This window comes from Kineosporia corallincola (assembly GCF_018499875.1).
In the GTDB taxonomy this organism is placed as follows: Bacteria; Actinomycetota; Actinomycetes; order Actinomycetales; family Kineosporiaceae; genus Kineosporia; species Kineosporia corallincola.
Map to the genome: position 1 here is coordinate 223,259 of NZ_JAHBAY010000005.1, position 16,535 is coordinate 239,793.

The window sequence follows — 16,535 nt, forward strand, 5'->3', positions numbered from 1 at the left end:
CAGTGGGGTCGGCGGACGTCCCCGCCAGGAACCGGACCGCGGCCCGGCGGACGCCGGGCGGGTGGACGCCGGGCGGGTGGACGCCGGGCGGGTGGACTTCGGGCGGCAGGTCCTGATCCTGCGACGCCGGAGGGTTGCCGTGCGGCTCGAGTGGCGCTCGATCGTCGTCTGCGCGGTGCTCGCCGTCGCCGTCGCCGGCCTGGCCCTGCTCGCGCTGATGACCGGCTCCTACCGGCTCGGGGCCGGGAAGGTGATCTCCGCGCTCGCCGGCGGGGAGACCGGGCTGGTGCACACCATCGTGGTCCAGTGGCGCCTGCCCCGGGTGTGCGCGGCGCTGGTGTTCGGTGCCGCGCTCGGCGGCAGCGGGGCGATTTTCCAGTCGCTGCTGCGCAATCCGCTCGCGGACCCCGGCATCATCGGGTTCTCCCAGGGCTCCTACACCGGCGCGCTGATCGTGATCCTCCTCGTCAACGGCACCTATCTGGAACTGGGTCTCGGGGCGCTGCTGGGCGGGACGGCCACCGCCGTCGTGGTGTACGCGCTGGCCTACCGGCGCGGCGTCCAGGGGTTTCGCCTGATCGTCGTCGGCATCGGCGTCTCGGCCATGCTGGGTTCGCTGAACGCGTGGCTGATCCTCAGGGCCCAGCTCGAGGAGGCGATGTCCGCGGCGACGTGGGGGGCGGGGTCGCTCAACGGCGTGTCCTGGGATCAGGTGATCCTCGGCGGAGCCGGCGTTCTCGTGCTTCTGCTGCTGGCCGCAACGCTGAGCCGTCCCATGCGGCACCTGGAGCTGGGTGACGACACGGCCGCCGCCCAGGGCGTGCGGGTACCGGCCACCCGCCTGGGCCTGGTGGTGGTGGGTGTGGCCCTGACGGCGACGGTCACCGCGGCCTCGGGGCCGATCCTGTTCGTCTCCCTGGTCGCGCCGCAGATCGCCCGCCGGCTCACCCGGACCGCCGGAATCACCCTCGCACCAGCGGCCTGGGTCGGTGCGCTCCTGTGCCTGGCCGCGGACTACGTCGCCCAGCACGTTGCCCCGGCCCCGCTGCCGGTGGGGGTCATCACTGTCATGCTCGGCGGCGGCTATCTCGGCTGGCTGCTGTTCACCGAGGCCAGGAGACGCCTGTGAACACTCGTACCAGCACCGGCCCGGCGGAAGAAACCACTGCCGCACCGGCTGCGCCCTCCGGCAGCCCGCGGCTGCACGTGGAATCGGCAACGCTCGGCTACGACCAGCGCACCATCTCCCGCGACCTGTCCGTGGCGATCCCCGACCAGTCGTTCACCGTCGTCGTCGGGCCGAACGCGTGCGGTAAGTCCACGCTGCTGCGCGGCATGGCACGCCTGCTGAAACCCTCGGCCGGGCAGGTGATCCTGGACGGTGCCGACATCAGCTCCTTCAAGACCAAGGAGGTGGCGCGGCGGGTCGGGCTGCTGCCGCAGGCCTCGATCGCCCCCGACGGCATCACCGTGGCCGACCTGGTGGCCCGGGGCCGGTTCCCGCACCAGGGGTTCATGCGGCAGTGGACCGAGAACGACGAGCGGGCCGTGCTGCGGGCGATGGATGCCGCCAGCGTCACCCCGCTCTCGGGCCGGCTCGTCGACGAGCTCTCCGGCGGGCAACGGCAGCGGGTGTGGGTGGCGATGGCGCTCGCGCAGGAGACCGACATCCTGCTGCTGGACGAGCCCACGACCTTCCTCGACATCACCCACCAGATCGAGCTGCTGGAGCTGTTCACCGACCTGAATCAGGCCGGCCACACGCTGGTCTCGGTCCTGCACGACCTCAACCACGCCGCGCGCTTCGCCACCCACCTGATCGCCATGAAGGACGGCCGGGTGGTCGCCGAGGGACCCCCCGGCCAGATCGTCACGGCCGAGCTGGTCGAGGAGGTCTTCGGGCTGCCCTGCCTGGTCGTCGCCGATCCGGTGACCGGCACCCCGCACGTGGTGCCGTTGGGCCGCAACCGCGGTGGCGCACCCGCCCAGGAGATCCGGTGAACCGCGCCGACCCGCAAGGGCTGGGCCGCGGGCCCCTGACCCGGTGGCTGCCGGTGCTGGGGCAGGCCCACCCCGAACCTCCCGATCTGCGGCCGTTCCCGGTCCGGGCCGGTGAGCGGCCGGGCCGGTTCCTGGCCCGCGTCGTCCTCTCGCTCCCCCGGATCACCGTCCCCGCCATGCTGCTGGCGGTCGTGTGGCAGGTCGGCGAGTCGGCTGTCCCGGTGGTGATGGGCCTGGCGATCGACCGGGCCCTGGCCACCGGGGACGCCGGGCAACTGGGGCTGTGGCTCGGGGTGCTGGTCGCCGTGTACCTCGCCCTGACGGCGGCGGCCGGGGTCTCGCTGCGGCTGACCGCCCGTGCGGTGCAACTGCTCCAGCACCGGCTGCGCGGCACCCTCTCGGCCGGCGTTCTGCATCCGGTCGCCGGCGGCACCGCCGCCGCGCCGGACGGCCGCCTCGTCTCGGTGATGACGAACGACGTCACCCGCCTGGCCAACGCGGTCATCCTGGTCATCATCCCGGTCTCCCGGGTCGCGGCCATCGGATTCATCGCGGCGTCGTTACTGGCGACGCACTGGCTGCTCGGGCTCCTGGTGCTGCTGGGTGCACCGCTCGCGGTGTGGTCGATGGGTGTGCTCAGCGAGCGGCTCTCCCGGGACACCGGTGAGTACCAGGCCCTGCTGGCCTCCACGGTCGGGCAGGCGACTGATCTGGTGGCCGGTTACCGGGTGCTCAAGGGTGTGGGTGCCGAGGCCGAGGCCACCCGACGGTACCGGCGGGCCAGCCGGCAGGCCCTGGACGGCGCGCAGCGCAACGCGGGTCTGCTCGGGCGTTTCCTGGTGGGCTCGGGCGTCGTCAACGGTGTGTTCGCCGTGGCCGTGGCCGGGTCGGCGGGCTGGTTCGCCGTGCAGGGCCGGCTCAGCGTGGGTGAGCTGATCGCCGCGGTCGGCCTCGCCCAGGCCCTGCTGCCGCAGATGCAGTGGATCGCGAGCGCCTCCGTCCCCAACCTGGTCAATGCCCGCGCGGCCTGCGCACGCATCCTCGACGTGCTGTCGGAGGTGCGCCCCGGCGTGGCCGTGCCGGGGGAACCGTCACCGGAATCCGCCTGGCCGGCGGGCGTTCTGGAGGTGACCGGTGCGGGCGTCCAGGTCCGGGTCGAGCCCGGCGAGCTCGTCGGGGTGCGTGCCGACGACCCGACCGCCGCTCGCATCACCGGGGCCCTGCTGAGCCCGGCTCAGCCGGCCGGCGTCGAGGTGCGGCTCGGCGGCCGGCCGGCCGCAGCGGTGAGCGCGGGCGGGTACCGCTCGCAGGTCACCGTCGCGCCGCACCGGGTGACCCTGTTCACCGGGACGGTCCACGACAACCTGACCGGGCCGGCGAGCACCACGAACACCCCCGAACGGCTGCGTGCCGCGCTGCGCGCCGCGGCCTGTGAGGACTTCGTCGCCGATCTCGACAGCCCGGTCGGTGAGAACGGCAACCGGCTCTCCGGCGGCCAGCGGCAGCGCATCGCCCTGGCGCGGGCGCTGGCCACCGATGCTCCGGTGCTGGTGCTGCACGAGCCGACCACCGCGGTCGACTCGGTGACCGAGCAGACGATCGCGCAGCGGTTACGCGCTTTCCGGGGGCGTCGCTCGACGTTGCTGATCGCCTCCTCGCCCGCCCTGCTGAGCTGTTGCGACCGGGTGGTCGACCTGCCCGTGGACGGACGGAGACCAGGTGACTGAGACAGATTCCGGTGAAGCCCTTTTCGTGGCCTCCGGCTCGCAGACCGCCCGGGAGGTGTGGCGGCTCACCCGCGGGCACCGGTCAGCACTCGCGGCGGTCGTGGTGGTGGGGGTCACCGGCACTCTCGTCAACCTGATCGTCCCCGTGGCGATCGGTCACCTCGTCGACCGGGTGCGGGCCGGGACCGCCGATCTGGGCACCGTGCTGACGCTGAGCGCGGTCATGCTGGTCTCGGCGGTCGTCGGGGCCGCGGCGGCCGCCGTGGCGATCGTTCTGGCCACGCGCGTCTTTCACCAGGTCCTGGCCGCGTTGCGGGAGCGGCTGGTGGAGCGCGGTCTGCTGCTGCCGCAGCACGTGGTCGAACGGGCCGGAACCGGGGACCTGATCTCCCGGACCAGTGACGACGTGACCGCGGTGGCGGATGCCGCGCCGACGGTGATCCCGGCTCTGACGGTCGCCGTGCTCACGGTGGTCGTGTCGCTGGGCGGGCTGGCGGCCCTGGAATGGCCTTACGCCGCCGCGTTCGCGGTCGTGCTGCCCGTCTACGGCCTGACGATGCGCTGGTACCTGCGGACCGGGCCGGTGGTGTACCGGGCCGAGCGCATGGCCATGAGTGAGCGTGCGCAGCAGATCGTCGAGTCCCAGCGCGGTTACGCCACCGTGCTGGGGTTCGGGCTCGCGCAGCAGCGGCATCAGGCCGTGATGAGGGCCTCGTGGCGGGTCGCGGTGCAGACGCTGCGCACCCGCACCGTGCAGAGCATGTTCAACGCCCGCCTGAACCTCGGCGAATGCCTGACCCTGGCCTGTGTTCTGGTGGTCGGCTTCTTCCTGATCGACCGTGGGGACTCCACCGTCGGCGCCGCCACCACCGCCATGCTGCTGGTCCTGCGTCTGCTGGAGCCGGTCAATCAGCTGATGTTCGTGATCGACGACCTCCAGTCCGTCCTGGCCTCGCTGAACCGCATGGTCGGTGTCACGCTCATGCCGGGCCGCACGCCCGGGCCTGTCCCGGCCGACGGGGTGGGCGAGGTTGTCCCGGCGCCGGCCGCCGTTCAGGTCAGCGACGTCGGGTTCCGTTACGGCACGGGCCCTCTCGTGCTCGACACCGTCACGCTCGGCATCGCCGCCGGTCAGCACGTCGCCGTGGTCGGCGCCTCCGGGGCCGGCAAGAGCACGCTGGCCGCGGTGATCGCCGGTATCCATCCGCCCTCGGCGGGACGTGTGACCCGCCCGGGCCGCACGGTGGTGATCACCCAGGAAGTTCATGTGTTCGCCGGGACGCTGCGTGACAATCTCACCCTCACCGCCCCTGACGCCACCGATCACGACCTTCGCACGGCTCTGGAGGCCACGGGTGCCTCGGCGCTGCTGGGTCTGGTCCCGGACGGGCTGGACACGCTCGTGGGTGCCGGCGGGCATCTGCTCACCGACGCCCAGGCCCAGCAGCTCGCTCTCGCCCGCCTGCTGCTGGCCGCTCCGGAGCTGGCGATTCTCGACGAGGCGACCGCTGAAGCCGGTTCCAGCCACGCCGGGCAGCTCGACCGCGCCGCCGATGCCGTCCTGGCCGGTCGCACCGGGCTGGTGATCGCCCACCGGCTGTCCCAGGCCGCCGTCTGCGACCGGATCGTGGTGATGGAGCAGGGCCGGATCATCGAGGAGGGCACGCACGACGAGCTTCTGGCGGCGCGGAGCACCTACTCGTCGCTGTGGGCGGCCTGGGAGTCCGGCCGAGGTGCCCGGCCGGGTGGAGTTGCTGTCGAGTGATTCGAGTCAGTCGCGTGATTCGAGTGGGGAGTGCTGTCTGATGCCCGTGCTGGCCGGGAACGGCGTGGATCTGGCCTATTCGGTGCTGGGCGAGGGAGACCTCGTCGTGCTCGTGATGGGTACCGGCGCCGGCGGGGAGGTGTGGAGTGTGCACCAGGTGCCGGCGCTGCTAGAGGCCGGTTACCGGGTGGCGACTTTCGATGCCCGCGGGATCAGCCCGACCCGACGGCCTGCGGGCGCCGCTTTCGCGCGGATGACCATCGACGACCTGGTGGACGACGTCGCCAGACTGATCGAGCACCTCGGTGGGCCCGCGCACGTGGTCGGGACGTCTCTGGGGGCACGCGTCGTGCAGGAACTCGCCCTCGGCCGGCCGGAGCTGGTGCGGCGGGCCGTGGCGATGGCCGCGCACGGGCGTCTGGACGAGACGAACCAGGTGCTGGTGGCCGGGGAGCGGCAGCTGTTCGACACGTCCGTGACGTTGCCGGCTCAGTACCAGGCTGCCGTCGACGCGATCCTGAACCTCTCCCCCGCGACGTTGCGCGACGCCGCCAAGGCCGGTGACTGGCTCGACATCCTGTCGCTGTCGGCCGGGCCGATGGATGCCGGCGAGCGGGCTCAGCTCGAGGTCTCCGCCCAGCTCGGGAACCGCCTGGCTGCCTACCGTGCGATCAGGAAGCCGCTGCTGGTCGTCGGTTTCGCCGACGACCGGATGATCCCGGCCTGGTTGTGCCGGGAGGTCGCCGATGCCGTGCCGGGTGCGCGGTACGTCGAGGTGCCGGACGCCGGGCACTTCGGCTATCTCGAGCAGCCGGAGACGGTCAACCGGCTGATGCTCGACTTCCTGGCCGGGCGGCCCTGACCCGCCGGCGGGCCGGAGCGCACGCGTCGCATGTCCCGATCAGCCGGTCAGCCGGTCACGGTCTGAAGCTTTTCACGAATGTCTGGAGTTGAGTCTGCGTGACGGGTGTCGATCGGATGGGGCTGACCACCAGCCAGCGCGGCCTGTGGGTGGCGCGCGGTCTGGCCCCGACATCAGCGGCTTTCGGTGCCGGGCAGGTGATCTGGCTCGACGGTTCGGTCGACGTGCCGGCGTTCATCTCCGCAGTGGGCACGGTTTTTGCCGAAACGGACGCATTGCGTGTCCGTTTCGGGGCCGAGGAAGGCGTCCCCTTTCAGTACGTCGATCCGTCGAAGACCCTGCGGACCGAGGTCGTGGACTCGATCCACGACGATGATCAGTTGCGGGCGAGGGCCCGGCGTCAGCTCGTCGAGATGCCCCTCGATTCCCCTGAGCCGTCGTCCGTCTCGACACTGGTCCGTCGTCCGGGTGGGGCCTGGGCCTGGTTGTTCACGACGAATGTGCTCCTGGTCGACGGCTACAGCGTCTCGCTCTTCATCGGTCGTGTCGCCGAGGTCTACTCCGCCGCGCGCGTGGGCGAGCCGGTGCCGGCGCGCTGGTTCGGGGCCCTGGAGGATGTCGTGGGCACCGCGTCCGCGCAGCCTGCGGTCGCGGCCGGCTCGGCGTACTGGGGTGAGGTGCTGAGCGTCGGGTCCGCCGAGCCGGAAAGCTCTGCGGGGAGCGTTTCTGAGGTCTTCGAGTTCTGGTACCGGCCCGGTGCCGTTCCGGGGGGCGACGGGCTGTACGCACAGGTGCAGCAATGGGCGCGGCAGGCGCGGGTCTCGTGGACCGACGTGCTGATCGCGGCCTGGGGCGTGTACACGGCTTTCGTGGACGGTCGCGACCATCTGGCCGTCCGTGCCCCGATGATGCTGCGGGAGGGCGGGGTGGCCCTGAGGACGCCGGGGGCGGTCTCGCGGGCGACTCCGGTAGTGGCCGCCGTCGCGCCGTACGACACGTTCGCGGACGTGCTGGCGGGTGTCTCACATCAGGTCAGGGCCGCCCGGCGTCATGCCGCGGTGGAGGACAACCAGCTCTCCCGGCTCTGGCCTGGTGGCCAGGCCTCCTACCTGAGGCTTCCGACGATCAACATCCGCCTGTTCGAATCGCCGGGGCGGTTCGGCGGGACGGACGCGACGGTGGAGGCGATCAGCCCGGGCCCGATCGGGTCTCTGGACCTCGCGGTGCACCGCGACCCGGCGGCGGGGATCCGCCTGGAGATCTCCGCGGGCACCGCCTCGGTCGACGAGCTCTCCCACGCCCGGCGGTTCGGTCGCTTCCTGGAGGATCTCCTCAGCGGGTCTTCCGCCCGGCGCCTGTACGACCTGCGCGAGGGGCTCACGCCCGAGGCGGGCCGGCCGGACCCGCGATGGACGCGAGGGCGCAGCGCGGACATCGGCTCGGCGACCGTGGATTCGCTCCTGCGTGAACGTGAGATCGCCTGCCCGGATGCGGTCGCGGTGATTCCTGAGGACGCCGGTGGCGAGTGGACCTTCAGGGACCTGGGCTCCCAGGTGAACGCGTTCGCGACCTTGCTGGTGGAGCAGGGGGTCCGGGTCGGGGACCGGGTCGCGGTCGTGCTGCCCCGGTCGCCGGATCTCGTGGTCGCGGTCGCCGGAGCGATCCGGGCCGGAGCGGCGTATGTGCCGATCGATCCACGGTATCCGGGTGAGCGGGTCCGGCACCTGCTCGAGGATGCGGCTCCCGTGGCGGTCGTGGTGGATCAGCGGACGGCGCAGGCGCACGGCACCGTGCTGGACGGCGATCCGGCCCGGGTGCTGCGGATCGACGATCCCGCGATCCGCCGGCGGCTGGATGCCGGCGCCGAGGCGCCGGTGCCGGCCCGCCCGTTGCTGCCGGCCGACGGCGCGGTGGTGGTTTTCACGTCAGGGACGACGGGACGCCCGAAGGGTGTGCTGATCTCGCACGGTGCGCTGGCGGGCCGTCTGATGTGGGGTGCGCGGGTCCTGGGGCTGGGCGCGGGCAGCGTGGCGTTGTCAAAGAGTGGCGTGGGTTTCGTCGACGCGGTGACGGAGCTGTTCGGGCCGTTGACGGCGGGGGCCGCGGTGGTGCTCGTCGGGGAGGAGGTGGCCCGGGATCCGGGTGGCCTGCTCGAGGTGGTCGCCCGGCGGGGTGTGACGCATCTGCTGACGGTGCCGAGCTTCGCCGACGTGCTGGCTCGTCACGCTGATGCGCCCGGTTCGCTGGGGTCGGTGCGGTCCTGGGTGTCATCCGGTGAGAGGCTCGGCCCGGGGACGGCGCAAGCGGCCCGCAGTGCCGCTGCGCAGGCCGTGCTGCTCAACTTCTACGGCTCCTCCGAGGTCACCGGCGACGCCACCGCGGCCGTCGTCACGGACCATCCCCATATCGCCGGCCCGGTGGCCAACACGTCGGTGCACGTGCTGGACCCCTGGCTGTGTCCCGTACCTGTCGGCGTGGCCGGTGAAATCTACATCGGGGGAAGCCAGCTGGCCGACGGATACATCGCCGGCGCCGCCCTGACCGCCGGCCGGTTCGTCGCCGACCCCTCCAGCTCGGAGGGCCGGCGGCTCTACCGCACCGGTGACCTGGCGCGGTGGACCACCTCCGGGCACCTCGAATACCTCGGCCGCGGCGACAACCAGGTCAAGATCCGCGGCTTCCGCATCGAACCCCACGAGATCCGCGCCGTGCTCGAAGACCACCCCGCGGTCACCGGCGCCGCCGTCACCGCCCCCGAGCACCCCGCCGGCGGCCACTACCTCGCCGCCTATGTCACCGTCGACCCCTCCACGACTTTCGCCGATGACAGCACCCTGTCCGAGGCTCTGCGGCGGCACCTCGCCGACCGCGTCCCCGACTACATGGTCCCCACCACCTTCACCCGCCTGGAGGCGTTCCCCCTCACCCCCAACGGAAAACTCGACCACCGCGCGCTCCCCGCAACGGATCTCACCTCCGGCACCGGCGGACGCCCACCGCGCACCCCCACCGAGACCGCCCTCGCCGAGATCTTCCACGCCGTCCTCCAGCTGGACGAGCACGCCCAGCTCACCGTCAGCGACGACTTCTTCCACCTCGGCGGGCACTCGCTGCTGGCGACCAGGGCCGTGGCGCAGGCGAACTCGCACCTGGGATCAGACCTGACGCTGCGGCAGATCTTCGACCATCCCACCATCGAGTCCCTCGCCCGGATCATCGACCAGAGCGTCTCTCCCCCACGGGGTCCGGCCGTCCGGATCGGTCACCGGCCGCGCCCCGACGAACTGCCTGTCTCCTTCGGGCAGCAGGCGCTGTGGCTGATCGACCAGATGGGCGGCCCGAGCGGCCGGTACGTGGTGCCGGTGGTGCTGCGCCTGCGCGGAGAACTGAACGTCCAGGCCCTGGGCTCGGCGGTGCGTGATGTGGTCGTCCGTCACGAGGCGCTGCGCACGCTGCTGGTCCAGACAGCAGGACGGCTCGCCCAGGTGGTCGTCCCGGCGGACGAGGCAGCCGACCGGATCATCCTGTCCGGCGAGGACTTCACGACCGCGCAGCCCGGCGACGGGAACTCGGCCGGTGTGGAGGCACGCATCACCGAGATGGCGCACTCCGACTTCGATCTCGCCTCCGACCTCCCGATCCGCGTAGCGCTGCTGAAGACCGGCGGCGACGGGTGGGTCCTCGTGATCGCGGTGCATCACCACGCGGTGGACGAGTGGTCGCTGCCTTCGTTGCTCGGTGACCTGTCCACCGCCTACCGGGCCAGGGTCGCCGGCGGGCAACCGGCGTGGCCTCCCCTGCCCGTCCAGTACGCGGACTACGCGCTCTGGCAACGTGATGTCCTGGGTGAGGCGGACGACCCGGATTCCCTGATGTCGCGTCATCTGGCCTACTGGCGCGCGCATCTGGCGCACGCACCCGAGGAGTCCACTATCACCCCGGACCGGGTCCGCCCGGCGGCACCGACCTTTCGGGGCGAGGAACTGCGTTTCACCGTCGATCCACCGGTGACGGCGAAGCTGCGGCAGATCGCCGAGCAGCACGGCGTGAGCATGTTCATGATCGTCCAGGCGGCCACGGCGCTGACGGTCTCGGCTCTGGGCGCGGGCCCGGACGTGGTGATCGGCTCACCGGTCGGCGGGCGCACCGAAGCCGGGCTGGAGAACCTCGTCGGCTACTTCGTGAACACGCTGGCGATCCGCCACCGGTTCCACGCCGCCGACTCCGTCAGCCAGATGCTGAACCGGACGAAACAAACGGTGCTCGAGGCGTTCGAGCACCAGGCCGCGCCCTTCGAGGAGGTCACCCGCGCGCTGGGGACCGAGCGCTCCGCCGACCGCAACCCGCTCTTCCAGATCATGCTCGTCCATCGTCACCGCTCCGAGAACCGGCTGTCAGTAACGTTCGACGGCCTGGAAGCCGACTTCGTCCCTCCCCCCACCACGTCGGTGAAGACCGACATCGACCTGTACGTCACGGACACCCCGGACCAGATCAGCGGGCACCTGGTCTACGCCACGGAGATCCTGGATCGCGCTACCGCCGAACAGTTCTCGCACACCTGGCAGAGGGCACTGGCGGCCCTCACCGACAGCACCGGACAACGGCTCGGTGACCTGGATCTGCGCACTGCCGCCGAGCACCGGCGGACAGGCACGCGCTCGCGGGGCGAAACCGTCGACGTCGCACCCACCACGCTGGACGCGATGCTTCGTGCGCGAGCAGAAACCCGCCCGGACCAGATCGCGGTGATCACCGGCGACGTCGAGATGTCCTACGGGGAGCTGGATTCGCGGGCGAACGCGCTGGCGCGGCTCCTGGCCGACCGGGGTGTCAGCGTCGGTGACCGGGTCGCGGTGGTGCTACCCCGGTCGATGGATCTCGTGGTCGCGCTCACCGGGGTGATCCGCGCCGGCGCGGCCTACGTGCCGGTCGATCCGGGCTATCCCGCCGAACGTCTCCAGCACATGCTGCGGGACGCCGGGCCGCGTGAGGTGATCACCGACCGGCCCACCGCAGACGTGCTGGATCAGGTCCTGGGCCAATCCGCGCGGCGGGTGCTCCTCATCGATCACCCCGACCTACAGCAGCGCCTCACCGTCGGCGCGACGGCACCTGAACGGGTGCGGCCGCTGACCGGGGCGGACCCGGCGGTGGTGATCTTCACCTCCGGCACGACGGGCGTTCCCAAGGGCGTCGTGCTGTCGCACCGCGCCCTGGCCAACCGCCTCGCCTGGGGCACCCGCACACTGGAGTACAGCCCGGACAGTGTGGCTGTCTCCAAGAGCGGCGTCGGCTTCGTGGACGCCGTCACCGAACTGTTCGGGCCCCTGACCGCGGGAGCCACCGTCGTGCTGGCTCGCGACGACGACGCCCGCGACCCCACCGCCCTGCTCGGCCTGGTCCGGCGTCACCGGGTCACGCATCTGCTGACCGTGCCCAGTTTCACCGACGTGCTCGTCCGCCACGACGATGCACCCCGGTCGCTGAACACGCTGCGGTACTGGCTCTCCTCGGGCGAGGTGCTCGACGCCGGAACCGCACAGGCGGCGCGCGCAGCGGCACCGCAGGCGGTGCTGCTCAACTTCTACGGTTCCTCCGAGGTCACCGGCGACACCACCGCGCTCGCCGTCACCGGGCATCCTCATCTGGGCGGCCCCGTGGCCAACACCTCGGTGCACGTGCTGGACGCCTGGCTGCGCCGGGCACCGGTCGGCGTCGCCGGCGAGATCTACGTCGGCGGAACGCAACTGGCCGACGGGTACATCGCTCGCGCCGGTCTCACCGCGGACCGGTTCGTCGCGAATCCGTTCCACGCCGAGGGGGAACGGCTGTACCGCACCGGCGATCTGGCCCGATGGAACGCCCAGGGACATCTCGAATATCTCGGCCGCACCGACGACCAGGTGCAGATCCGCGGATTCCGGATCGAGCTCAGCGAGATCCGCGCTGCCCTCGAGCGTCACCCTGGCGTCTCCGGCGCGACCGTCACCGCACGCGAGCATCCCACCGGCGGTCAGTACCTCGTCGCCTACGTCACCACCACCGGCACACCCGCCGGCACACCCGTCATCGACGACACCCTCCGCGCGCACCTCGCCCAGCACCTGCCCGGATACATGCTGCCCACCGCGATCATCCGCCTCGACGCCTTCCCCCTGACGCCGAACGGAAAACTCGACCAGGGCGCACTACCCGAACCAGACCTCACGTCGGGAACCACATCCGGCCGCACCCCCGAGACATCCACCGAGGCCGCCCTCGCCGCTGTCTTCCGCACCGTCCTGCATCTGGACGCCGGCACCCGGCTCAGCGTCGATGACGACTTCTTCCGCCTCGGCGGAGACAGCATCTCCGCGGCCGAGTTCGTCACCCTGACACGTCAGGAGAATCTTCACTTCACCATGCGGGACGTGTTCGAGCGCAGGACCATCGACGCCCTGGCCGCGACCCTCACGCCGACGTCACCCGCCCCTCCCGCCGAAGGGCTGCTCCTTCCGAATTCCACGGTGATCGAACGGTTGCGCGACGCGGGCGGTGACATCCCCGCGCCGGTCTTCACGGAAGGATTTGTCCTCCCCCCGCACGTGACGAGTGCATCCATCGCATCGGCCTTCGCATCGCTCGTCGCCGGCACCGAAGCGCTTCGCCTGTCCGTCGACACATCGAGTCGACGGCTCTGGCTGACCCGCCTCCTGCCTCCCGAAGCGGTGCGGCCCCGAACGCACGAGCTTCCCGCCGCCGGTGAAATCAACGCCGACGCAATCCGTTCGGCCGCTGTCGATCTGGTCGACGTCTCGGCGGGGCGACCGGCCGGCCTGGCATTCACCCGCACTCCCGAGCGAACGGTCACCTTCCTCGCCGTCCATGCGGCGGTCGCCGACCGCGCGTCCGTGCACCGGCTGGCCGAGCGCCTCGCGGTCTTCCTCTCCGGCCGCGACGCCGTCCCACCGCTGCTCCCGCTCGGACCGGCGCTGGAAGCGATCGACCGTGCGGGCGAGAACGTCACCACCGCCCGCCTCAGCCACTGGAAGCAGCTGTGTGACCGTTCCCGGACGAACGACGCGTCGGCCTTTGAGCGGGGCGCCGTCTCGGTCCTGCGGTGCGATCGAGCGCTGACCGACGATGCCGTCCGCAGCTCGATACGCGCCGGCTGGCGTTCGTCCGGGATGACGCCGCTGCTCGGCGATGTCGTCGACGAGGAGGTCCTGCTGTCCCCGGAGAACGAGTCCGTGCGGGTCGGGGCCTTCACCGCGACGGCCCCGGTGAGCGTCGATGACGACGAGGGCGGCGCAACACCGGAGTTCGCGCTCCTGCGCTACCACAACAAGGTCGCGCGCCGGGCGCTGCGGCGGGCACCCTCCTGCGCCGTCGTGGTGACCCGCGCCTACGGACCGGCCATGGGGACACCGGCGCCTGAAGGTACCGAACTGCTGTACCAGGGGGTCATTCGCTACCGCATCGACCCGGACGCCGTGACCGTCACGTTCCTCGGTCTGGCAGACCACGTCACCAGCGCCCTGCACCAGGCTCTCGCAGACACACTCCCGCAGAACCGTTCACGGCCTATCCACCAGGCGGACGGCCACGCGGACACCGGCCAGGCCGGCCTCCCGGTGAGCGGCCATTGACCGCCCACCGACGGCCATGATTGCCTTGCGCGAGGTCCACCCCCGCACCCCGCGGCGCTCGCCGTGATCCTCGATCACTCCCGGCCGACCGGGCTACGCCGACCGGGCGAAGATCGCCACCCGTCCCGGGGCGGAAATTGACGTGGCGGTGCGCTCTTCCGAAGGATGTCCGGTCCCGGGAGCGGCCGATGAACGGACCCCGGGATCCGCGTTCATCTGGGAGGGAATGACGTGCGTACTTTTCTGCGGTCCACCGTGGTGACGGGTTTCATCGCGCTGATGCTGCTGGCGGTCAGCGCCCCGGCGCAGGCCGCCTCGTACCCGAGCTACAAGAACAAGAAGACCGGGCAGTGCCTGGAGGGACAGGCACGCGACACCTGGTCGGTGTCCGCCTACACGTGCGACGGCAACTCGGCCCAGGACTGGGAGGTCGAGAGCCGGCCGCAGAAGGGCACCAAGAACGACGTGGTGAAGCTGCGCAACGTCAAGTACAACCGCTGCATGGACAGCAAGGCGGGCAAGGACGACAGCGTCTTCTACAACGTCAGCTGCAACACGGGTGACTACCAGCTGTGGGAGGTCTTCTACAACAGCAACGGCACCCGCACCTTCAAGAGCTGGGGCGCCTGGACGAAGCAGGGCCTGCACCTGTGCCTGAGCGACAACCCGAAGAGCACGATCTACGCGCCGCTGCTGAAGACGTGCAACCGCAACTCGGCCCTTCAGCAGTGGAGCAAGGTCTGATCCTCTGACCCGAAAGACCTCGGGCAGGAGCAGAACCGGAGCGAGGGACGCCCGTCGTCCCTCGCTCCGGCGGTTTGCGGTGCGTGGCAGGTGGCCGCGAGGGGCACCCCAGCCAATCACGTTCCGGCGGGCCGGTGGGAGGTTCTGGCAGGGCCTCCCTGCCAGGGATGCGCCCGGGAGGATCCGCCGTTGGACCCTTCCGGAACATCCTCCTCCCCCTCATGGAAAGTCGTTCACCTGTGCGCACTGTCAACGCCTACGCCGCCCCGTCCGCGACCGAGCCGCTGGTTCCGACCACGATCGAGCGTCGTGACGTGGGCGCCCGGGACGTCCTGATCGAGATCCGTTACGCCGGCATCTGCCACTCCGACATCCACACCGTGCGCGGTGACTGGGGCCCGATCACCTACCCGCAGGTCGTCGGTCACGAGATCGTCGGTGTCGTGGCAGAAATCGGCCCCGAGGTGACGAAACACGCCGTGGGCGACCGGGTCGGGGTCGGCTGCATGGTCAACTCCTGCCGCGAGTGCGAGAACTGCCGGGCCGGCATGGAGCAGTACTGCCTGAAGGGCAACACCGGCACCTACGCCAGCACCGACCGCGACGGCACCATCACCCAGGGCGGGTACTCCACCCACGTGGTGGTGGACGAGGACTTCGTGCTGCGGGTGCCGGAGAACCTGGACTTCTCCAAGGTGGCACCGCTGCTGTGTGCGGGCATCACCACCTACTCGCCGCTGAACCACTGGAACGCGGGCCCCGGCAAGAAGGTGGCCGTGGTCGGCATGGGCGGTCTGGGCCACATGGCCGTGAAGATCGCCCACGCGATGGGCGCCGAGGTCACCGTGCTGTCGCGCACGCTGTCCAAGCAGGACGACGGGCTCAAGCTGGGCGCGGACCACTACTACGCCACGGCGGACCCGAAGACCTTCGAGGACCTGGCGAGCACCTTCGACCTGATCGTCAACACCGTCTCGGCGGTCATCGACCTGGACGCCTACCTGGGCCTGCTGCGCCTGGACGGCACCCTGGTCAACGTCGGGGCCCCGGCGCAGCCGCTGCCGGTGACCGTGTTCACGCTGTTCGGCAACCGGCGCTCGTTCGCCGGGTCGGGGATCGGCAGCATCGCCGAGACCCAGGAGATGCTGGACTTCTGCGCCGAGCACGGCATCGTGCCGGAGACCGAGCTGATCGAGGCGTCGTACATCAACGAGGCCTACGAGCGGGTGCTGTCGTCCGACGTGCGCTACCGGTTCGTCATCGACACGGCCACGCTGGCCTCCTGATCACCTGCTGATCACCTTCCGACCGGCCCGGCCACGTCTGCCCACGTGGCCGGGTCCCGGCGCGTCAGCGGGTTGCCAGCGGGTCGTCATCGTCTGGGTGCCGATGGCCGCGAGCAGGTCGAGCTTGCCGCGGGCGTCGGTGCCGGGCCGCGAGGTGCAGACGACGATCCGCAGGTCCGAGCCCTGCGTGGTGAGAACGCGGATCTCCAGGGCGATCTCACCGGCGTGCGGGTGCAGGACGGTCTTGGTGGCGGCCCGGTGCTCGGCCACCACGGTGCGCGAGCAGAGCAGCCGGCAGCGTCTGTGCCACGTCGTGCAGGTACGGCCGCCAGCCCGGGCCCTCCGCGCCCCGGCTCGCGCCACTCCCCCCACCCCGGCCGTCACCCAGCCCTTGCCGCGCGACTCAGGAAGGCCGGACCGCTCCACCGGGCCGGGCAGGCTGTGCGGGTCGGGCAGGCGCACAGACTCCAGGGCGGCCTGGGCGGCCAGGGTGATCAGCTTGGCCCGGCCGGACACGTG

Annotated in this window: 9 protein-coding genes and 1 pseudogene; 9 read left to right on the forward strand and 1 reads right to left on the reverse strand. The window is 71.2% G+C overall.

Annotated elements, in window-relative coordinates; genetic code table 11:
* The first annotated feature begins 91 nt into the window (after window positions 1–91).
* The 9 genes and pseudogenes from KIH74_RS13855 to KIH74_RS13890 all read left to right on the forward strand — a co-directional run bounded on the left by KIH74_RS13855 (window position 92) and on the right by KIH74_RS13890 (window position 16,016).
* Complete coding sequence (locus KIH74_RS13855; protein WP_372492062.1) at window positions 92–1,129, forward strand: FecCD family ABC transporter permease; 1,038 nt, start codon at window positions 92–94, stop codon at window positions 1,127–1,129.
* On the forward strand, window positions 1,126–2,001 hold the full coding sequence (locus tag KIH74_RS13860) for an ABC transporter ATP-binding protein (protein ID WP_214156313.1): 876 nt from the start codon (window positions 1,126–1,128) through the stop codon (window positions 1,999–2,001). The genes KIH74_RS13855 and KIH74_RS13860 overlap by 4 nt, the downstream gene beginning before the upstream one ends.
* The gene (locus KIH74_RS13865) at window positions 1,998–3,728 is read left to right on the forward strand and encodes an ABC transporter transmembrane domain-containing protein (RefSeq protein ID WP_214156314.1); all 1,731 of its coding nucleotides are present in this window, start codon (window positions 1,998–2,000) and stop codon (window positions 3,726–3,728) included. Before KIH74_RS13860 ends, KIH74_RS13865 begins: the two co-directional genes overlap by 4 nt.
* Window positions 3,721–5,493 carry an ABC transporter ATP-binding protein gene (locus tag KIH74_RS38580; protein WP_214156315.1) on the forward strand — a complete coding sequence of 591 codons (1,773 nt, stop codon included), beginning with the start codon at window positions 3,721–3,723 and terminating at the stop codon, window positions 5,491–5,493. Before KIH74_RS13865 ends, KIH74_RS38580 begins: the two co-directional genes overlap by 8 nt.
* 40 nt (window positions 5,494–5,533) lie before the next feature.
* A complete protein-coding gene (locus KIH74_RS13875; RefSeq protein ID WP_214156316.1) occupies window positions 5,534–6,355 on the forward strand; it encodes an alpha/beta fold hydrolase in 822 nt (273 codons plus the stop codon).
* Between the two features lie 116 nt (window positions 6,356–6,471).
* A pseudogene (locus tag KIH74_RS39200) lies at window positions 6,472–7,374 on the forward strand (condensation domain-containing protein); the annotation flags it as partial.
* A gap of 429 nt (window positions 7,375–7,803) precedes the next feature.
* Complete coding sequence (locus tag KIH74_RS13880; RefSeq protein WP_372492063.1) at window positions 7,804–13,986, forward strand: non-ribosomal peptide synthetase; 6,183 nt, start codon at window positions 7,804–7,806, stop codon at window positions 13,984–13,986.
* Between the two features lie 231 nt (window positions 13,987–14,217).
* Complete coding sequence (locus KIH74_RS13885; protein WP_214156318.1) at window positions 14,218–14,730, forward strand: RICIN domain-containing protein; 513 nt, start codon at window positions 14,218–14,220, stop codon at window positions 14,728–14,730.
* A 239-nt stretch (window positions 14,731–14,969) separates the two neighbouring features.
* Entirely contained in the window at window positions 14,970–16,016 is a 1,047-nt protein-coding gene (locus KIH74_RS13890; protein ID WP_308113774.1) for an NAD(P)-dependent alcohol dehydrogenase, read from the forward strand.
* On the opposite strand, the gene KIH74_RS36320 is transcribed toward KIH74_RS13890, so the two are convergent.
* Window positions 16,017–16,532, reverse strand: coding sequence for an MmyB family transcriptional regulator (locus KIH74_RS36320; RefSeq protein ID WP_214156320.1), 516 nt, complete (start codon window positions 16,530–16,532; stop codon window positions 16,017–16,019).
* Window positions 16,533–16,535 lie beyond the last annotated feature (3 nt).

Coding starts and splice junctions, on each gene's coding strand:
- KIH74_RS13875 (WP_214156316.1), top strand. CDS start 5,534: ATGCCCGTGCTGGCCGGGAACGGCGTGGATCTGGCCTATTCGGTGCTG.